Origin of the sequence: Chryseobacterium artocarpi (assembly GCF_001684975.1) — a bacterium.
GTDB classification, from domain to species: domain Bacteria; phylum Bacteroidota; class Bacteroidia; order Flavobacteriales; family Weeksellaceae; genus Chryseobacterium; species Chryseobacterium artocarpi.
Genome location: NZ_MAYH01000034.1, coordinates 42,551 through 63,751 on the forward strand (window position 1 = coordinate 42,551; position 21,201 = coordinate 63,751).

The 21,201-nt window shown below is 30.5% G+C and carries 19 protein-coding genes; 4 read left to right on the plus strand and 15 right to left on the minus strand.

Annotation, left to right across the window (positions count from 1 at the left end; translation table 11 throughout):
- Positions 1–54 precede the first annotated feature (54 nt).
- Complete coding sequence (locus BBI01_RS11785; protein ID WP_065394882.1) at positions 55–1,266, minus strand: HD domain-containing protein; 1,212 nt, start codon at positions 1,264–1,266, stop codon at positions 55–57.
- A 287-nt stretch (positions 1,267–1,553) separates the two neighbouring features.
- Between BBI01_RS11785 and BBI01_RS23020 the strand changes: the two genes are divergently transcribed.
- The 4 genes from BBI01_RS23020 (at position 1,554) to BBI01_RS11805 (ending at position 6,036) form a co-directional block, all read left to right on the plus strand.
- A complete protein-coding gene (locus tag BBI01_RS23020; protein WP_065394883.1) occupies positions 1,554–3,194 on the plus strand; it encodes a S41 family peptidase in 1,641 nt (546 codons plus the stop codon).
- A 132-nt stretch (positions 3,195–3,326) separates the two neighbouring features.
- Complete coding sequence (gene porX / locus BBI01_RS11795) at positions 3,327–4,871, plus strand: T9SS response regulator signal transducer PorX (protein ID WP_065394884.1); 1,545 nt, start codon at positions 3,327–3,329, stop codon at positions 4,869–4,871.
- A gap of 110 nt (positions 4,872–4,981) precedes the next feature.
- Positions 4,982–5,272 carry a YciI family protein gene (locus tag BBI01_RS11800; protein ID WP_065394885.1) on the plus strand — a complete coding sequence of 97 codons (291 nt, stop codon included), beginning with the start codon at positions 4,982–4,984 and terminating at the stop codon, positions 5,270–5,272.
- Positions 5,272–6,036, plus strand: coding sequence for an exodeoxyribonuclease III (locus tag BBI01_RS11805; protein ID WP_065394886.1), 765 nt, complete (start codon positions 5,272–5,274; stop codon positions 6,034–6,036). Before BBI01_RS11800 ends, BBI01_RS11805 begins: the two co-directional genes overlap by 1 nt.
- 72 nt (positions 6,037–6,108) lie before the next feature.
- Here the strand turns inward: BBI01_RS11805 and BBI01_RS11810 are convergent, their stop codons facing one another.
- From BBI01_RS11810 to BBI01_RS11875, 14 genes are all read right to left on the minus strand, one after another.
- On the minus strand, positions 6,109–6,480 hold the full coding sequence (locus BBI01_RS11810; RefSeq protein WP_065394887.1) for a septal ring lytic transglycosylase RlpA family protein: 372 nt from the start codon (positions 6,478–6,480) through the stop codon (positions 6,109–6,111).
- Between the two features lie 816 nt (positions 6,481–7,296).
- Positions 7,297–8,043, minus strand: a complete 747-nt coding sequence (locus BBI01_RS11815; protein ID WP_065394888.1) for a phage tail-like protein — start codon at positions 8,041–8,043, stop codon at positions 7,297–7,299.
- Between the two features lie 21 nt (positions 8,044–8,064).
- Positions 8,065–8,703 carry a phage tail-like protein gene (locus tag BBI01_RS11820; protein ID WP_065394889.1) on the minus strand — a complete coding sequence of 213 codons (639 nt, stop codon included), beginning with the start codon at positions 8,701–8,703 and terminating at the stop codon, positions 8,065–8,067.
- Positions 8,704–9,110: 407 nt separating this feature from the next.
- A complete protein-coding gene (gene rimO, locus BBI01_RS11825) occupies positions 9,111–10,412 on the minus strand; it encodes a 30S ribosomal protein S12 methylthiotransferase RimO (protein ID WP_065394890.1) in 1,302 nt (433 codons plus the stop codon).
- A gap of 95 nt (positions 10,413–10,507) precedes the next feature.
- Positions 10,508–11,053, minus strand: a complete 546-nt coding sequence (gene rfbC / locus BBI01_RS11830; protein WP_065394891.1) for a dTDP-4-dehydrorhamnose 3,5-epimerase — start codon at positions 11,051–11,053, stop codon at positions 10,508–10,510.
- Between the two features lie 10 nt (positions 11,054–11,063).
- Complete coding sequence (locus BBI01_RS11835; protein ID WP_065394892.1) at positions 11,064–12,026, minus strand: MraY family glycosyltransferase; 963 nt, start codon at positions 12,024–12,026, stop codon at positions 11,064–11,066.
- Positions 12,026–12,922 (minus strand): NAD-dependent epimerase/dehydratase family protein, encoded by an 897-nt coding sequence (locus BBI01_RS11840; RefSeq protein ID WP_065394893.1) that lies wholly within the window; start codon positions 12,920–12,922, stop codon positions 12,026–12,028. Before BBI01_RS11840 ends, BBI01_RS11835 begins: the two co-directional genes overlap by 1 nt.
- A 5-nt stretch (positions 12,923–12,927) precedes the next feature.
- On the minus strand, positions 12,928–14,103 hold the full coding sequence (locus BBI01_RS11845) for a glycosyltransferase family 4 protein (RefSeq protein ID WP_065394894.1): 1,176 nt from the start codon (positions 14,101–14,103) through the stop codon (positions 12,928–12,930).
- On the minus strand, positions 14,100–15,185 hold the full coding sequence (locus tag BBI01_RS11850; protein ID WP_065394895.1) for a glycosyltransferase: 1,086 nt from the start codon (positions 15,183–15,185) through the stop codon (positions 14,100–14,102). Before BBI01_RS11850 ends, BBI01_RS11845 begins: the two co-directional genes overlap by 4 nt.
- Positions 15,182–16,051, minus strand: a complete 870-nt coding sequence (locus BBI01_RS11855; protein ID WP_065394896.1) for a glycosyltransferase family 2 protein — start codon at positions 16,049–16,051, stop codon at positions 15,182–15,184. Before BBI01_RS11855 ends, BBI01_RS11850 begins: the two co-directional genes overlap by 4 nt.
- Positions 16,052–16,254: 203 nt before the next feature.
- Positions 16,255–17,325: a glycosyltransferase gene (locus tag BBI01_RS11860; RefSeq protein WP_065394897.1), complete on the minus strand. Its 1,071-nt coding sequence runs from the start codon at positions 17,323–17,325 to the stop codon at positions 16,255–16,257.
- A gap of 18 nt (positions 17,326–17,343) precedes the next feature.
- Positions 17,344–18,486, minus strand: coding sequence for an EpsG family protein (locus tag BBI01_RS11865; protein WP_065394898.1), 1,143 nt, complete (start codon positions 18,484–18,486; stop codon positions 17,344–17,346).
- Between the two features lie 52 nt (positions 18,487–18,538).
- Entirely contained in the window at positions 18,539–19,654 is a 1,116-nt protein-coding gene (locus tag BBI01_RS11870) for a glycosyltransferase (RefSeq protein ID WP_083190093.1), read from the minus strand.
- Entirely contained in the window at positions 19,654–21,201 is a 1,548-nt protein-coding gene (locus BBI01_RS11875) for a polysaccharide biosynthesis protein (RefSeq protein ID WP_065394900.1), read from the minus strand. Before BBI01_RS11875 ends, BBI01_RS11870 begins: the two co-directional genes overlap by 1 nt.

Below are 21,201 nucleotides of genomic sequence, written 5' to 3' on the forward strand. Positions count from 1 at the left end.
CAAACATTTTTTGAATTCAGATCGTAAATTTTAATATTATTTAAGAGTCTGTCTTTATATATCTCTCGGAAACATAAGGATATAGCGCGTCGTTTTATTCGTCATTAAACCTGATAAAAGCTGGTCTTCAGACTCATGAAGCTTTATTCTTCTGCCATTTTTCTGCAGCAAATAGATCGGTTGCTTTTCCGTGTCATAAGGTAAAAGCTTTCTTTTTATCTCATGTACCAATTCATTACCATTATCTATTCCAAAAAATTCATTGATATTTTTTACTTTTTCATCAATAATTTTTTCATCGAAAGGATGTGATGATATAATTGTTTTAGGAAGATTTCTCTGAATAACGCATTTGCACCAGTAAGACAAAACAAAATCATCTGAATTCTGCCATTCTTTCATTGCCTGAATAATATCATTATCATCCAGCTGAGTAAAACGTTCTACATCTTCATCCGTAGCAGCACTTTTTCCTCTATATAAAAAGTATTTCAGATTTTCAGTTGCAGGAAGTTCAATGCCTTGAGAAATCAGATATTTGGCTCTTTCAAGAATTTTAACCAAAAGAAATTCCGCCAAAGCAGATGTCTTATGGTAATATACCTGCCAGTACATGAACATTCTTGCTGTTAAAAAGTTTTCTATGGAATAAATTCCCTTCGCATCAATCACCAACTCTCCTTCCTCACAAACATTCATCATAGAAACGATCCTTTGTGTATTGATATTTCCTTCTGAAACTCCTGTAAAGAAGCTGTCTCTTTTCAGATAATCTAGTCTGTCCACATCCAATTGGGAAGAAATAAGCTGATTAAAAAACTTTCGGTGGTATTTTCCCTGAAACATTTCAATCGCTAAAGATAACTGTCCGCCAAATTCTTCATTTAATTTATTCATCAGCAAAAGCGAAAGATTTTCGTGATGCCAGTCGTCCATCAACATGCTTTCCAAGGCGTGGGAAAACGGTCCATGCCCAATATCATGCATTAAAATTGCCAACATAGCCCCTTTTTCCTCTTCTTCAGAAATTTTAACCCCTTTCTGCTTTAAGGTTTCCAATGCTGTAAACATCAAATGCATTGCCCCTAAGGCATGATGAAACCTCGTATGTGTCGCTCCCGGAAAAATCAGGTTCAAAAGCCCGGTCTGCCCGATTCTTCTTAATCTCTGAAAATAGGGATGTTCAACAATATCAAATAAAATTTCGTGGGGAATTTTGATAAATCCATGAACAGGATCGTTGATAATTTTTAGCTTGTTCTGCATTGAATCGTCAATATTAGTAAACAAAGTTAGGAATTTTAAATTTGAAGGTGATTAAATTAGTATTAAAAGACTGAAAGCAGGAAAAGGCAGATTATCAGTTATTGAATATAACAAATAAGAAGAAATATTATTCTTCAGAGCACTTTATATATATTGATTTTTAGTCGTTGTGAACTCATCATAACTTACTCCTTTCATTTCCTAGCTTCCTTTCTCTAATAATTCATGAAAAACCCTTGCTGTTGTTACTTTAAACATTTATCTTTGAGAAAAACCAATACCTTTTGATGAGAAAATATTTTCTTTTCATTTTATTATTTCTAAGTCTACCATTTTCCGCACAGATTTTATCCGAAAATCAAAAACTGGAATCCCTTTGCAGAGTTTGGGGATTTTTAAAATATTATCATCCAAACGTAGCAACAGGCAATCTAAACTGGGATCAGCAACTTTTTCAAAAGATTGATGAGCTTGATAAAATCAATAATAAAACTGAACTCAATACCCTTTATTCTCAATGGATAGACAGTTTAGGAGAAGTAGAAATCTGTAAAGATTGTTTAAAAGAAGACAATGCACCTTATTTTTTGAAAAATTTTGATCTGGGCTGGATCGACAATTCTGATGTATTCACGAAAAACACATCACAAAAACTACAATACATTAAAAACAACCGAAATATTGCAGCTAATCATTATATAGGAAAAGGCGGAAGGAAAATATATTTTAAGAATGAAAACTTATATGGTTCAAACTTCACGTCACGCTCCGTAAGTTTATTGGAACTATTCCGATACTGGAATTATGTTGAATATTTCTTTCCTTATAAATATGAAACAGATCAAAACTGGAATGTTGTTTTAACAGAAATGATTCCCAGATTTCTATCGGCTAATAATGATACGGACTATCATCTTACATTAGCGGAACTGGTTGCTAAGACCGATGACTCTCACGCCTATTTATTTTCAACACCAATAAGTCTTCATTTGTATGGAAGTAAAAAAATCCCCGTAGAATATTCTTATGCGGAAGGTAAATTGGTTGTTACAAAAATCAATACAAATCGTTTTCATGAAAAGACACCTTTAAAAGTAGATGATGTTATTTATGATATTAATGGGGAAACAATTCCTCAGATCATTAATCGTCTTGGAAAATTTATTCCTGCCTCCAATTCCTGGGGAAAAATGAATAAGATTAAAAGTAAACTTCTTTTCAGTAAAGATGATTCGCTTAGTCTTAAAGTTGAAAGAGAAGGGCAAAATATAGAAATTATCGCTAAAACTTACCTGATCAAAGATATCGCTGTCAAAAAAACACCTGCTCCTAAAAAGTGGTACTTCATCGATCAGGAGAAGAAAATAGGATATGTTAATATGGGAATCATTACCAAAGAAGATTTGAATGAAATGTACAAAAACCTGAAATCTACAGAATCTATCATTTTCGATCTTAGAAATTATCCTAAACTCACCATCATTCCATTGAGTGAAATACTTCTTCCTAACGCTAGCCTTTATTATCAGTTTAATTTCCCGGAAACAACTTATCCAGGTAAATTTTATAGCAGGGTAAATAGTATTGGCAGAAAAAATCCTGATTATTATAAAGGAAATGTAATAGTTTTGGTAGATGAAAATACCCAAAGCCAGGCAGAAACTACCACAATGATGTTCAAACAACATCCAAAGGCAAAAGTAATTGGCAGTAATACTTCCGGCGCCAATGGTGATATTATTAAATTTAAAATTGCGGATCTTGATACATGCTTCACCGGGCTTGGAGCCTATTATCCTGACGGCAGAGAAACACAACGAATAGGAATCATTCCCGATATTATTATAAAACCTACAGTGGAAGGAATTAAAAACGGTAAAGATGAAGTTCTGGAAAGGGCTTTACAATATATAAAGACCAATGAATAGATAGCCCGGAAAGATGAAATATTATGAAGTATTTTCATTTAACTAATATTTAACTTTTAATCTTTCGATTTTGTGAGATTTTAAAAGGATTTGGTCAACATTTTGATAGAATAATCATGTAAAAAATAAATTATGTCAGAAAAGATATTATGGATCGATGATGAAATAGATTTACTTAAACCTCATATCGTATTTTTAGAAAAGAAAGGTTATCAGGTAACCCCTGTTAATAACGTGAATGAGGCTTTGGAACTTATGGATTCAGAGAAATTTGCATTAACGCTAATTGATGAAAATATGCCCGGAATTTCCGGGTTGGAAGCCATTCCTATGATTAAGGAAAAAGATAGTTCCTTAAAGATCGTAATGGTTACCAAAAGCGAAGAAGAACACATTATGGAAGAGGCGATCGGGTCTCAAATTGCCGATTATATCTTAAAGCCGGTAAATCCAAACCAAATATTACTTTCATTAAAGAAAAATCTTCAGCAGGAAAATCTGGTGGAACAAAAAACCATCTTACAGTACCAGCAGGAATTCAGAAACCTTTCTATGGAACTTTCTTATCTGAGAACGTATCAGGAATGGGCTGAATATTACAAAAAGATCCTAAGTTGGGAAATTAAGTTTGATAAAGTAGCAGACAATGAATTTGCAGATCTTTTACAATCTCAGAAAGAAGAAGCCAATATTCAGTTTGCTAAATTTATTGAGAAAAATTATGAGGACTGGCTTACCGATTCAGACAAACCTATGATGAGCCATACTCTTTTCAAAGAAAAAGTAAAGCCTGAGGTTGAAAAAGACAAGGTACTTTTATTGATGGTAGACAACCTTCGTTATGATCAATGGAAGGTAATAGAACCATTATTTACAAAGTATTATAACAAAATTTCAGAAGATTATTATTACAGTATTCTTCCTACCGCTACTCAATATGCAAGAAACTCTTTCTTTGCAGGCTTGATGCCGTCAGAAATTGAAAAAAGATTTCCGGATAAATGGTTCAACGACAATGAAGAAGGAAACAAAAACGAATTTGAGCGCGATTTCCTGGAAGATCAAATGAAAAGAATCGGACTTGGTTCTAAGTCTATGAAGTACCTTAAAGTACTTAATGCAGATTTTGAAAGAAAGATCTATGATGATTTCAACCAACACAAGAACAATGATCTATTGGTAATTGTTTACAATTTTATCGATATTCTTTCACATGCTAAGACTGATAACCATATCGTGGATCAGCTTATCCGTGATGATAAAACTTTCCGTTCATTAACATTCAACTGGTTTGAAAACTCTTCGTTATTGAAGATTATTAAAGCTGCTGCTGAAAATGGATATAAATTAGTGATTACTACCGATCACGGAACTGTTTACGTTAAAAAACCAAGTAAAGTAGTTGGAGACAGAGAAACATCTACCAACATCCGATATAAAACAGGTAAAAGTTTAACTTACGATGATAGTGACGTTTGGGCAATTACCAATCCTGAAAAACTTTTCCTTCCAAAAGGAAATTTAAGCTCGAAGTATATTTTCGCAAAAAACAACACCTTCCTTGCTTATCCAAAGAATTACAATCATTTTGTAAATTACTATAAAGAGACTTACCAGCACGGTGGAATATCATTGGAAGAATGTATTATTCCTATCAGTATTTTAGAACCCAAGTAGTTTTTTTCATAGTTTATTTAATTTTGGGTCTAGGCGGGAAAAATCGGTTGATTTTTCCCGCTTCTTTTTTTATAGTCTTCAAGAGTTCATATCTTCGTAAAAAATAAATCATGTTTATTATTTCGCTAACGTACAAAGTTGTTCTTGAGAATGTGGAACAGCATATTCCGGAACACAATATCTTTCTTCAGAAATACTATGACTCAGGATTTTTTATCGCCTCAGGAAGAAAAGAACCTCGAACTGGTGGTATTATCATAAGCAATGCTCAATCTAAGGAAGAAGTTCTGGAAATCATCAAAGAGGATCCTTTTTATATCCACCAGATTGCAGATTATGAGATCACTGAGTTTCTCCCATCGAAATACAACGAAAACTTTAAATTCTTTATAAAAGACTAATGAGATTAATTACATACAATGTCAACGGAATCAGGGCTGCCTTTACCAAAGATTTCCTTGGCTGGCTAAAGACTGCAGACCCGGATGTGATCTGTATTCAGGAAAGTAAAGCCGGAAACGATCAGATAGATATCGAAAGCCTTGAAAAATTAGGTTACCACAGTTATTGGCACTCAGCTGTAAGAAAAGGCTATAGCGGCGTCGGAATTGCTTCAAAAATCAAACCCAATCACGTAGAATATGGTTGCGGTATTGAAAGCTATGATAATGAAGGAAGAGTTATCCGTGCAGATTTTGATGATTTCTCTGCCATCTCGGTCTATGTTCCGTCTGCATCTAATATTGAGCGACTGGAGTTTAAAATGCAATTCTGCCATGACTTTCTCGCTTACATTAAAAACTTAAAAAAGGAAATTCCAAACCTTATTATATCTGGGGATTTTAATATTTGCCATGAGGCAATTGACATTCATAATCCTGTTGGCTTAAAGAACGTTTCAGGATTCCTTCCTATGGAAAGAGAATGGATGACCAATTTCATCAATGAATGTGAATTGATTGATAGTTTCAGGTTCTTTAATAATGAACCCGATAATTATACATGGTGGAGCTACAGACAAAATTCAAGGGAAAGAAATAAAGGCTGGAGACTAGATTATAACTTTGCATCTTATAGCTTAAAAGAAAAGCTTACAAGAGCTGTTATTTTAAAGGAAGCTGTACATTCCGACCATTGCCCTGCCTTACTGGAAATAGATGTATAATAACAAGCTAATATCCACCAACACAAAAGCCAGCTGGATTTCAGCTGGCTTTTTTTAATTTAAATCATAAAATTAATCGACAATTTCATATTCAACCGGAATTGTACCATGACTGATATCTCCGATCTCATCGAACGCAGCTTTAGACATGTCTAAAGATCTTGATGAATGGTAAGGTCCTCTGTCATTAATTCTCACTATTACCTCTTTACCATTTTTAAGGTTTGTTACCTTAACGTTTGTTCCAAATGGAAGCGTTCTGTTTGCTGCAGTAAACTTTGAGTTATCAAAAATTTCTCCGCTAGCGGTTTTTCTACCGTTAAATTTATCGTGGTAGTACGATGCATAACTTGTTTTTTTCGCATCTAAGGTATTATTCGTAAATGAATAAACTCCTAAGGTTGAAATCATCATTATGATTACGAGAATGAATCTTTTCATCATTTTGAACTTTTATTGGTTTTGACGGAGCAAAAGTATCAGGAATCTTTTTATCTCCCTATTCCAATTGTTAAAAACTGTTAACAAAATAAAAACAAAATGTTAATTAACTCTGTAACCACCTATAAATAGGGACTTTGAAAGACACTGTTAAAAAGTGTTAAAAAAAACACTAAAATGTTAATTTATTTAACTAATCAATGCATAATTTCATAAATTTAAAATAATAAAACACTGATAATCAATATTTTAAATATTAGCGAAATTTATATTTTTTAAAGGGATAAATAGGTAAGAGATATAAAAGTCTTAAGGTTTAAAATCACTCAAATCCATGTTAAACAAAAGGCTGAATGGCATTAAGCTTCTCTACAGATAGTTATTTTAACAATAAAAATACCCTCAAAAAATATAAAAAATCATTACTGGGTCATATTTTAAAGAAAAAGTTTTTGGATTTCAACAAATTAAATGATCGAATGCGCTCATGTGAATACTTCAAAAATAAGTTTTAATGATCAGATTAGAAAATTTTAGCCTAAAAAATGAATTGTTTTGTATTGAAATTTTAATGAGATGATAGTAATTTCAACCTATAAAGTATTGGAAAGGTAAATTTGAATTTTTTCCCGCTAAAGATCTAAAGCCAAGATTATTTTATAATAGATCATTTTTAAGCTTTAAAAAGCTATTTAAGAAGTTAATCATCTTATTATCACAAAACGATTTATGTAATGTTCTTATAAAAGAATTGAAGTATCTAAAAAACAAAAAAACCAATGATTGCTCATTGGTTTCTATATAATTAAAATATTAATCTTATTTGATGTATTCTAATACATAATCATATGTATCAGCAGGATACACAACAGACATACTAGGAGAACCTGTAACAGCATTATTCGTAGCACCGATATTATAAGAATAAAGGTCTCTTGAATAAACTACTTTATTTCCTGTTCCGTTCACTTTATAGATAGTAATTCCATATAAAGAAGTCATACCTGAAGGTGAAGGAATAGTCACTGAAGTAGAAGTACCTGTTGTAGTAAAGCTTCCTTTGATTGCATATACTTGCTTATCAACTCCTGCACTAACATTGATTAATGTATTAGTAGCTACTTCATTAGTTCCGATAGTTACTTTAGGTGAAGCACCTACAGCAATCCACTGACCTGTAGAAGTTGCATAAGAATTGGTAGCACCTCCTGTTGGATTAGAGAAATAATAGAATCCCGGAGCAACAGTCTGACTACCAACACCTGATCCAGTAGTTGGTGTAGAACCTGCTTTAGTATTATATACTATCATACCATCGTATGCAGTAGGGAAGTTAAAGTTACTTGTCGTAGCTGTAGCAAAGGTAAAAACAGTTAGATCTGTTCTAGGGAACGCAAGACCTTTACCATTATTAGCTCCATTTGAGAATCCATTGGCAGATGCATCTAAAAACGCAGATTGCCCTGCAATGTTTGTACTAATAGCATTATTAGCTCTTAACTGAGCAAATGTTACATTTACAGATGCTGTAATGGCTAAAACTATTGAGGTTAAATATAATTTCATAATATAAATGTGTTTTTAAGATTAAAAGCTACTATAACTATACCAAACTGCTCCATCACAGATATAGCTTAACGCTCCACCGGGTCCTGTTGGGGAAACAGTTGCTTGAGGGCTGATAGTTCCAGGAGTACCTGTTACGCTGAATCCACCAAAACCAGATGTGTTATCAATAAATGTGATAATTTTACCATTACTCTTAGTTAGAGCATCCAGATTAAATGAAGATCCAATAGTATTTACAATAATTGCATTACCTAAATCAGCATCAGAAATAGTATTTGCTGTTTGTAATCTTACAGACATACCAGCTGGTGCAGTATTAGCAACAAGTGGTCTCCAAACATTGTTACCGTTTGTACCATCATAGTAGTGAAAACCAGTAGCAACAACATTCACTGTTTTACCGGTTCCAGTTCCTCCTAATGCATTAACGAATACTAACGCTCCGTTTTGTGCACTTGCACCACTTGCAGATCCATTAGCATATGCATTATTTTTAGCTTCTAATTCAGCTCTTGACATACGAGGGACCAATACAGCATCAGGTCTAGCATTATCTGTAGTATTTGCTACAACATCTAAAGTAGCGGCAGGTGTGGTTGTGTTAATCCCCACTCTCCCTTGCTGAGCCTTTGAAAGCGCCGTAAAGGCAACGAGCATAGTCGCTGTTAATAAAAATTTTTTCATAAGTTTTTAAAGATTTTAATTACATTATTTTTCATCAATATTTCCAAAAAGGAAGATACATGCTAATTTGTTATCCTCTTGAAGCTAAAATACAGAAAATATCTTTTCAATTGATTTTTGCTTCATTTTAATGAATAACTTACTGAAAGCATATGATTTAAAAACATTGCTTATTGTGCAAATTTAAGACATAATTTTTTAATTTATATACTTTATAAAAGAAATTTAAATAAATCTTAATACCTTAAAAACACAACATACTGAATTTCAATAACATAAAATTTTTCAACGAAAAACATCTATGTTAAAATCCTTTAATATTTTAAATTTTCAGTAAGTAAAATATGATTTTTACTTACTGATTAATAGCTGTTTATATTTTACAATAATTCGCCGTATAAGTCGAATTCTTCGGCTGAAGTAATTTTCACATCTGCAAACTCTCCGATAGAGATATAAGTATCTTCAGCAGATACCAAAACAGTGTTGTCTACATCCGGAGAATCGTATTCTGTTCTTCCGATAAAATAGTTCCCTTCTTTACGGTCAAAAATACATCTGAATACTTTTCCTATTTTCTCCTGATTCTTTTCCCAAGAAATTTGAGACTGCAATTCCATAATCTCTTCTACTCTTGCTTCTTTTACTTCTTGTGGAATATCATCCTCCAATACATGCGCCGTTGTATTTTCTTCATGAGAGTATGTGAAACATCCTAATCTATCAAATTTCTGTTCTCTTACCCAATCTTTAAGTTCTTGGAATCTTTCTTCAGTTTCTCCCGGATATCCTACGATCAGGGTTGTTCTAATTGCCATATCAGGTACTTTCTCGCGGAATTTTCCTAAAAGAGCATCTGTTTTTTCATGAGTAGTTCCTCTCTTCATTGATTTTAACAGATCAGAATTGATATGCTGAAGTGGAATATCTATATAGTTACAAACTTTAGGTTCTTCACGGATAATATCCAAAACATCTTCAGGAAAACCGCTTGGGAAAGCATAATGAAGACGGATCCACTCCACCCCTTCTACTTTTACCAATTCTTTTAGCAGATCACCAAGTGCACGTTTTTTATAAAGATCTAATCCATAGTAAGTAAGATCCTGTGCAATAAGAATTAATTCTTTTGTTCCTTTTTTCGCTAATTTCTGAGCTTCAGTAACTAGTTTTTCAATAGGTGTAGAAACGTGACCACCTCTCATCAAAGGAATGGCACAGAAAGAACATGGTCTGTCGCATCCTTCTGAAATTTTCAGATATGCATAATGTTTTGGAGTAGTTGTTAATCTCTCCCCTACCAGTTCATGTTTGTAATCTGCTCCTAAATGCTTCAATAGCACCGGAAGGTCTCTTGTACCAAAGTATTGATCTACATCCGGTATTTCTTTTATCAAATCCGGTTTATATCTTTCAGAAAGACAACCTGTAACGAAAACCTTTTCTACCTCTCCTCTGTTTTTTGCGTCTACATAATCAAGAATTGTATTGATGGATTCTTCTTTTGCATTATCAATAAATCCGCAGGTATTGATTACTACAATATCTCCACGGTCTTCATGAACCACTTCTTTACCATTGGCTTTCAGCTGGCTCATTAATACTTCGGAATCGTATACATTCTTGGAACATCCAAGTGTCACTACATTGATTTTCTTCTTCCCTACAGATTTTGTACGCATCTTTTTGATTTTGAGTGTGCAAAGATACAAAATATTGATAGAGTAAAAATTAAAAAATAAAAACCACTTTAAAAAAGTGGTTTTTAGTGCTTTATTTAAAAGTTTCCTTCAGCAAATGTTGGTAAGACTCTATCTTTATCAGACAGCTGAATTACATCCAGTGGTAATTTCCAGTCGATATTCAAATCCGGATCATTCCAGATTACACTTCCTTCTGAATCTTTATTATAAAAATTATCACATTTATAAGAGAATATAGCAGTTTCACTTAATACGGAAAATCCGTGGGCAAATCCTCTTGGAACATATAGTTGAAGCTTATTCTCCGGAGTCAATTCCACCCCGAACCACTTTCCGAATGTAGGAGATTCTCTACGAAGGTCTACGGCTACATCAAAAACTCTTCCTTCAAGGCAAGATACTAATTTTGCCTGAGCATGTTCTCCTTTTTGAAGGTGTACTCCTCTTAACACTCCGTAAGAAGATTTTGATATATTATCCTGTACAAAGTGACCATTCATACCTGTCAGTTCTTCAAATCGCTTTTCATTGTACTTTTCAAAGAAATAGCCTCGTTCATCTTCAAAGATGGTAGGTTCTATAATGTAACAATCTTTTAATGGAGTTTGTTTAATTTTCATTTATCTGGCTCTATAAGTTGTATTCTTTTTTCAGGTTCCATTTTAATCCTAAATAAATTCCACCTGCAGGAATAAATATAATTAAAATAATCGTCCAAAGTGGAAGTTGTGAATAAATTAAAAATATGTTAATCACCAATTGTGAAATAGCGTAAATACCACTAATTACCAAATGGGAAACCTTTTTTTCATTTGCAAAAAGCTGATATAAATGCCTTCTGTGTGCTTCAAAAATATTTTCTTTTAATAAAAGTCTTTCTATTATTGTCAGCACAACCTCCATTCCATAAATAGAAAGAAGCAGAATATATTTATATTCACCTGTTTTCATAATTAAAAGGGTAATGAGACCGATGACCCAAAAACCAATTCCCATACTACCAACATCTCCTGCAAAACATTTTGCTTTTTTTCTGAAGTTAAAAAATAAAAAGACAATACAAGCTAAGATAGGGTAATAAATGAAGTCATTATCTGTAAACTTAATAATATCTCTATTGATATAAGCAAGAGAACTCAATGTAGCTAAACTATAAACCCCAGTCATACCATTAATACCATCCATAAAATTATAGGCATTTAATGTCCCAATAATGATAACAAATAAAATAGGCCATACCCAAAAAGGTGTTAAAGTAAAGGCTCCTGTAAAATACAAAAGAAGAATCACAGAAATTAAATGAACTGCTAGTCTTATTTTATTAGACAATGTTTTAACATCATCAATAAAACTGATCGTGCATATCGCAAGCAAACCTAAACCAAACGACCAATACTCCTCTATTACCAAGCCTGGATTGAACAATCCAAAAATAATAAATGCCACAGGAAAAATAATTCCACCTCCTCTTAATGTAATTTGAGTGTGGGCACTTCTATGGTTAGGTTTATCTATAATGTTATATTTATCTGCAATTTTGAAATATATCAGAATTGAAATAAATAGTATAATTGTAATAAGAATATATTCCATTATTTTGATTGAAAACTTTTTATGGTCTTGATTAATCCCTCTTCTGATGAGACAGGAAGTTTGTTTAGATTTAAAGCCTTCTTAATTTTTTCATTAGAAACTTCATAGCTTTCTGTCAGTTTTTTCAATCTCTCAGAGTTTAAAGGTAGCTTTAATGTGTCTCCTAATTTTGCAAGTAAAGAAATCATTCCTGAAGGAACTCTCCATAATTTGCTTTTTCTTCCGGATGCCTTTCCTATAATTTCTATCAGTTCATTTGTAGAAATACTTTTATCGTCTGCAAAGTTATAAATTCCGGAGAGAATGTTTTTATTTTTAAGTATTTCGTGTATTAAAAAATTTAAATTATCAATACTCAGAAATGAACGTTTATTTTCGAAAGCTGCTAATGGCCAGGGAACTCCTTTTTCTACGACGTTATATAAAAGATTCAGATTACCTTTATTTCCAGGACCGTGTATCATACATGGGCGGATAATAAATACTCTTTTTCCCGCAGGAAGAGTTTTGGATAACAAATATTCTTCTGCAAAAAGTTTAGATTTACCATAAGGTGTTTTAGGATCTGATACATGTTCTTCATTTAAAATTCCCTCAACGGTATCTGCAGTCGCTTTCACACTACTAAAGTATATAAAGTCTTCTATATTTGAATCTAGAAATTCATCAAAAAGCTTTTTTGTCAGATCTGTATTTACCTTAAAATACTCTTCATCTGCGGAAGTATTTGCGGTATCATGAGCCTTACCAGCCAAATGGATAATTGCACGGGCTTCTTTTTCTAATTTCCATTCTTTTCTCAAAGAAATTTCTGAAAGGAAATAATTCTGTTCGTTTAAATATGTTGACAAGTTTTGCCCTACAAAACCGGATACTCCTGTGATAATTATTTTCATATTAATTAATAGCCTAGTTTTTCATGTATAACATCCCAAATCTTCGTTTCTTCAAAGTTTTGTCTTACAAAGTTTCTTCCGTTACTTCCATGAAGTTTTTTCATATCATTGTTCTCAATATATAATTCTATTTTATTAATAATATCTTCAGGATCATTTTTTATAAAAAGCCCTGTTTGTCCTTCGATAATAGATTCAGTACAACCAGTAGCCTTGGTAATCAAAACAGGTAGATTCATTGAAGAGGCTTCTAAAGATACTGTAGGAAATCCTTCACGATAAGTTGGAAGTATAAATATGTCCATTACATTAAAATACGGGGCAGCATTTAATACAAATCCTGTATTAATTATATTTGGATCAGTTTCAATAATTCTTTTCGACTCTTCACTGATAGGATCTCTCTCTTCAATAGGACCTACTAATAGAAGCTTAATATTCTGGTGTTTTTCTTTAAGAATCGCCCATGCTGCGATAAGTTCGTTAATCCCTTTATCTTTAACTAATCTTCCAACATATCCTATTACAAAATCTTCTTCTTTAATATTAAGTTCCTTACGAATTTCTTCAATTAAAGTAATATCTTGTTTTTGTGGATTAAATTTGTTTTCAGTATCAATTCCATTACAGGTACCAAGACCTAGTATAATATTTTTAGATGAAGCATTTAAATGGTCATCTTCACTGATTTTTTTTACAGAGTTACTTACACAAACTACTTTAGTAGCTAGTGTTCCCGACAGTCTATCAATATTTTTAAGAAGTAATCTTTTAAATCCTGTACTTGTTTCATATATGATCCCATGTCTAAAGTATACTCTATCTTTAATTCCTGCAAGAAAGGATGCAATCATTGCTACCATTCCTCCTTTCGGAGTATGCCCTACAACTGTATCTATTTTATTCTTTTTTATAAATCTATAAATTTTGAAGATCGCTTTCAAATCTTCAATTGGGTTTATACTTCTTGTAACTTCAACAGGAAATGTCTTATAATTGAGACTTTCTGAAAGATCAAAAAACTCTTTAGATACAGAGCAGCCCAAAAAATAATTATTCCCTGCTTTTTTTTGCAAGTAATTAAATTGATTTCCAAAGAAATGATTAATAACAAAGGAAACTGTTATAATATGCAAAACATTATTGGAATTGATTTTAGTTTCATCATTTATATCTTTCATATCGTGTGTTTAGTTTCAGTATATAAACATAATAATTTCTCCACCATTGTCTGAATCTCATATTGTTGAGATTTTTCTATTCCACTTTTCACTATTTCTTTATAATAAAGTGTATCATTTAACTTTAGAATATTTGTTTTTAAGTCTTCGACATTTCCTTTTTCAAATAATATACCTCCGTTTTCAACTACCTGTGCAAGACCTTCAACATTTGAAGCTAAAACTGGAATTCCACATGCCATTGCTTCAGCTGCAGCAAGCCCAAACCCTTCCCAATGTGAACTCAATACTGCAATATCGGACATTTTCAGTAAAGAATAAACATCTGATCTTACTCCCAATAAAATAACTCTGTCTTTTATATTTAATTCTTTTATCAAATTTTCTAAAATACTCCTCCTTTCACCATCCCCTACAAGTAATAGTTTATATTCCTCTGGAAGTTCTTTCAATGTCTTAATTAAAGTATCCTGATCTTTCTGTGCCCTAAACCCTGCAACCATAATTAATAATTTATCATGATCGGAAAAACCTATTTTTTTTCTATCTGCAGCAGTAGATATTTTTATATTGCTTGTATTAATTCCATTTTGTATAACAATTAATTTATTGTCATCAATATCTAATTTTGCCTTAAGCACTTTTTTAACCTCGGGTGTGATACAAATAATTTTCTGATAATACTTATATATAAATTTTTCGATCCACCTAAACTTTGAATTATTTAATCTGGTATTTTCTGTATTATGTTCAGTAAAAACTAATTTAACTTTAGAAAATGAAAGAATTTTGGCTAATACAGCAAAATATTGAGCGGGAAATAAATGTACATGGACGACATCATATTTAAATAAAAAAGGAATTATTTTAAATATATAAAACGGATTGTAGAATGATTTTCCTAAAGAAAAAATTGAGCAAGAGTTTGTTGATTCTAGTTGTTCATAAAAAGGTGTTTTTTCACCATTTAACAATAATACATCAACTTCGTGTCCAGCATCACTCATTAATGGAACTGTTTCCAAAATCAGTTTTTCAGCTCCTCCTGTTCCCAGGCTATCTATAATTTGAAGAATTTTCATTTAGTATCTTTCATTAGAAATATTAAACTTAGAGGAAGACCTAATAAAGATAATAATGCATTGGTATTACTCCATTTATTGCTAAATTTTGTTTTAGAAAATTTAGCAAATCTCCAGTAATTAATATTAGCTCGCAACTTCTGGACAAATGGAACAGGCATTTCCTGTAGCTCTTTGTAAAATAGAAGAGTAGATTCTGGAGATTTTTTCCTAATTTTAAAATTATTGTCCGTAAGCCCTCCTTGTAGATATTCTCCAATATAAATGATATCTGGTAGCCATAAAAATTTATATTGTACTCCTATACGGTTCCATATTAAACTTTCTGGACAAAATCTCTCATCATTTATCTTAGGAAACGGAAATTTCTTTAAAACAGATGTTTTAACCACTTCCGCCATATCTCCCATAATATTGTGCTTATATCTAAATTCAAATACATCTGTTATCATAGAACTAGAGAAATTATTGGATCCAATCGGTTGATTTATATCATATCCACGACGAGCAGACAAACCGCCGATATAAGGAACATCTTTTATTTCTTCATATTTATCACTAACAAAAGCAACTGCATTAGGTAATAAATAATCATCACTATCAACAATAAAAAATAACTTTCCTTGGGCTAACTCTACCCCTTTATTGATTGCAATATGTTTTCCAGAGTTCTCTTGTTTGAAATACTTGATAAGTATTTTATTTTCCTCTATAAAGTTCGTTACAACATCATAGGTATTATCTGATGAGCCATCGTCAACAATAACCCATTCGAATTCTTTTGAGGTCTGGTTTAATAGGCTCTCATAAAGTTTCAGAAGGTATTCTGCTCTATTATATGTAGGTGTAAAAATTGTAATAATCATTTTTTCATAATTAGTATTTTCAAAGCTTTCGATATATTTTTCAATTCATCTTCTCTTTGATAATTTCTTTGTTTATAATCTTAATTCCTTATATTCATAAACAATACCCTTGTTCATTCTAAAAAAAAATATTGAATTATCACTAGTAGCCACAAAATTCAGAGATATTTACAATAATATTCTGCATTTGTCCTATTATACATTTACTTACTATTGATCTCTACAAAAAGATCAGTAAATTTTTGTTTAATTATCGCGTTTGAATAATTATCTAAAAAACATTTTCTGGACAGCTTATTATATTTAGATGTTTCTTCATTATTTTTTAAAACAGTAATTATTTCATGACAATCTTCAGCGGTATTAAATAAAAAATGAGTTTCCTTAATTAGCTCATATCCTTCAAAAGCTTCTTCAGTCCCCAAAATATTTTTTCCATACATCATTGCTTCTGCAATTTTGGTTTTCATTCCTCCTCCCGTAAAAATTGGTGCTATTACTACATTTGCATTATAATAATAACTCGAAAGGTCTTCAACATACCCATAGACTTTGACTTTTTTATTCTTTAGATCTTTGAAATAATCATCCATCCCTTTTCCAATAATAATAAGTTCAGCCTCTATATTAATCAACACGTTGTCTATAAACCATGTTATTCCTGATACATTAGGAAAAAATGCAACTCCTATGAATAAAATTGTAAATTTTTCATTTGCCGAACTAAAAAGTTGCAATTTATCTTCCTGAAATTTATCTTCATAGGAAACTGGCAATACCGCATCTGCATATTTGCCATAGTAATTAAAAAACAAATTGTTATCTCTATCATTCAATACTATGTGGATATCAGAATATTTCACTGAAAGATATTCATTAGTAGTAGCTAAAAAATAAAAAGGTAATGCTTTTAAACCTTGGTATTTAAGATATGTTTTTGCGTATTGTTTTTCTATATTATGATAAAATGTAATAATTTTAATATTAGGAAAATTACTTTTTATTTTTTTGGCTACCCTTCCTAAGGCAGAGTGCGAAATAAAAACAACCTGAATATTATTATCTTTTATTGTCTGTAATATTTGTTTTTCAACCAAAGGAGTTAGCCCTCCCATATAACCTAATAGCTTATCTTTAGTTGTATTTTCTATTAAGTTTTGAAATATCAGTTTTTCAGAAAAAAAATCCTGCAGTAGCTGTATGTTTCTTTTATTAACTGCATCAGCACCACATGTAATTTTTTCAATACTATTTCCTATATAAAGCACTTTCATGAGATAATAAAGGTATAATTAATACATTTTTCTATAAAATGGTTTGTCAAAAATAAAATAAAAAGGATCTATTAAATCTTGGAACATCATGGTTGAAGTATACAGTTTTGAAAATGCTATTGCTGCAAAATATATAATCCAAAAAGGTATGAGTTTTTTGTTTTTGACATTATAAACAAATATTGGAATAATTAAAACTTCAAATGGATCAAAGAAACCATTTAATCTTTTAAAATCAGATGCAATACCACCCAGAACAAAATAAATAGCTGAACCAAAAACAATCAGATTTAGCATCCCTTTATATAGAGTAAAAGTCTGCTCAGTTAATTGTTTTTTCATCATATTAAATGATAAAATCAAAGGCAGTACAACAAAAGCTTTCTTTAAAAATCCTAAAATAATAGTGGTTTGAGAATCTATTTGACCATAGGTTGTTTGCCCAATCTCAGAATAGCCTTCAAGTTTCTTCTGATAAGCATCAAAACTACTGATTATTGGTAAATTAGTTAATAATGAAGAAACATTGCTATTTAAGAAAATAAAATAAACACATGAAGATCCTAAAAAAGTATATAGCAAAAAGTTTCGTGATGAAGAGTATTTAAACAAGGGATATGCTACCATAAAAATAACAGCGGTTCTATGTATTGAGGTCGCTATTAGAACTAAAATTAAAAAATGCCAGAATTTCCTATTAATAATTGGTAAAATTGACAATAATACAAAACCTCCGGCTAGCATTTGTCTTGTACCCAATATTGCACCACCTTCATAACAATAAAATAAGAAAAAGGACAGTAAGGAATATTGAATAAAATTCTTATCTATAAAAACTTTATATCGAAGGAAAACTTTTAAGAAAGTAAACACTACTAAAAAAACAGTATATGACCCGAAAGTTATATTAATGATATAATTGAGCATTCCAAAGCCCCATTCGAAAGAAAATGTATCTTGGGTAGCATCATAATAATTATCGGATACAATAAATCCATAATAGTATGCATACCAGTCTGTACCGGTAAGCCATCTAAAGCCTCCTAAAAAAACAAACAATATTGAGAAAATCAATATTATAACTTTTTTATTAAAATTCTTAATAAATTTATCTAAAAAAGCAAATGGAAATAATACTATAGCTAATGAGAGTAACAGCATGAAAAGTTATTTTTTTTATACTTAATCATTTTTTAAGTATTTACTTTTGTCATTAATTTTTTAATATTGTCTTCCAATCTTCAATGATTTTAGGATCAAAAAACTTATTCACATAATTTGATTTTTTAGCTAAATCATCAAGTATCTCGTTATTATGTATAAGTAATTCTAATTTTTCTAATAATTCATTTTTTGATGTTATTAGAAATCCATTTTGATTGTTTTTTATAACATCTCGTGTTCCACCAATGCTATCTCTTCCGATTAAAACATTTTTAAAAACACCAGCTTCAATGAGAAATGTTGGTAACCCTTCTGTCAATGAATTAAGTATTGCAATTTTAGAGTTTGCTAAATAGTTTCTTATATCGCTTTTATGTCCTGTGAAAACAACATTTTGGATTTGTTTTTTCTCTGCATACTCTTTCAAAAAAGTCTCTTGATACCCACTGCCAACAATATACAAAGTCCAGTCATTTTTATTTTTAAGACTTTCCCAACATTGTAAAAGTTCTAATACTCTTTTTTCAACAACAAGTCTTCCCGCATAAATAACCATATTTTCTTTATTTGAGACATCATATTCACTAGCAAATGAGGACTCTAATAAATTGTATAACATGATCACATTCTGCATATTAAAATTTAAATTTTTAAATTCCTGAAAACAGTTTTCACTTATACAAACAAACTTATTTGAATATTTTAATAACTCTAAAAAGTATTTTCTATTTTTTTGCCAAACAAATTTTCTTTTTATTTTCTTTAAAAAATTGATAATGAAATAATTTGAGTCTTCAAATCCTACTTTATACAAAAGTGGGCTGTTGTGTAAAACACTATAAACCTTAATATCATTATCATAACAATTTTTAGCAACTGCAGAACTAATGTTAAGTTCTTGAATTTGATTAATACACGCATAAAAAGAATTATTTTTAAAAAACAATTCCATAGCAGCAAACATCTCAACCTCGTCTGAAAATTCTAATTTATGCTGACTTACATAATCTGGAAATAAATTTACAGCTTCTTTATTTTTACAATATAATGAAAGAATGGAAATTTCATAATCTTTACTAAGAGCCTTAATAAGTCTATTAGATACTGTTTCTACACCTCCAAGCAGAGATGAATCTAACATAAAAAATAATAGTTTAGGTAACATTACTTTAAAACTTTTTTATTTACCAATATAAGAACATGCGATATTATTTTTTTTAATAACTCTCTAAATGTTAAATTAAAACAAAATAAAATCAATATATAAGTAACGATGGTTATGAAGACAATAATTAAATTTTCTATTAATAAATCGAACTTTAAAAATTTATCAACAAACATTTTGGAAATAAAATATAGTAAAATCAGCAATGTTGTTGACATAAAAATCGTAACAAAATAACGAAGTAGCGATCTATTAAAATACTTATAATTAAGAAAAACAGGCTTCCAGCAAAAAACGATAACAAACAGACTTAAATTAATAGCAATAAGAACTCCGTTTATTCCCCAGAAATAGCCAAAGATAACTGAGCATACAAAATTGATTATTAATTCAATAATTGGCGCATAGATATCACTAAAAAGACCATTTGCTGTTAAAAAAGTATCATTAACTCTAACCAATGATAAAAATATAAAAACTGTCATTAGTAAAATAGTACTTTCTGGGAAAATATACTTACCTCCCATCCAGAATATCATAAAATGATTTACTAAAACAAAATAAACAAGGCAAATAACAGAAACTAATAATAGCTCTATAATCTGAACTTCTCGATATAATTTATAATTATTTTCTATTTTATTAGATATTAAAAAATGACCAACACTAGGAGTAATACTAGAGAATATCATCGTAACAACTGTTGTAATACCAGTAATAACAACTAAATAATTTCCATAAATTGCTACTGAATTAAGGTCGGTATAAAAATAAATAATCAGTGGACTTCCTTGAATTAAAATAAAACCAGCCAGTTTATGAAAGAATAATTGTTTAGTTTTACTATATATTTTTTCAGATAGCTCTTTTCTCTCTGATTCATCTTGAGTATTAATACTCTTATTTGCCAATATATTTTTATAAGACCTTTGCACAAAATAATGTAAAAGAATTGATGAAAATATAGGATATAGAGCTTCTAGAGCAATCCAATATATATATCCTGTAATCCCATACTTTAAAACAAAAATCTGAAGCAATACCTTAATTGCACGAGAACCTTGAAATATAAAAATATTTATATAATTCTTCTGATCTGCCAGTAAGAGAATTTGTTTATAGTTAAAAAAGTAAGAGAATAAAGATGAAAATAGTAATACAAAATATGTGGAAAATATAATCCAATTTGGAATATCTACATCAGAAAAAATAATTTTAAAAAAAAGAGAAATTACGACTCCAACCAATAATACAATAAATCCAATTTTAGAATAAATTCCCTTTAGTATTTCTATAATTTCCTTTATCTTATTACTATTCCTTTCATGAAGAGGTTGATATAGAAAATATGTAACAGCTGCCCCAACACCAAGTTCTGCTAAATTTAAAAAACTGAGTAGATTTGTCAGGGTTGTATTGAGACCTAATATTTCATTATTTAAATTAGAAACAAAAGACTTTCTATAAAAAAAAGTCAATATTAAAATTATTAAATAAAAAAATACAGAGAATATAATATTAAATAAACTGTTTCTACTTCTACTCAT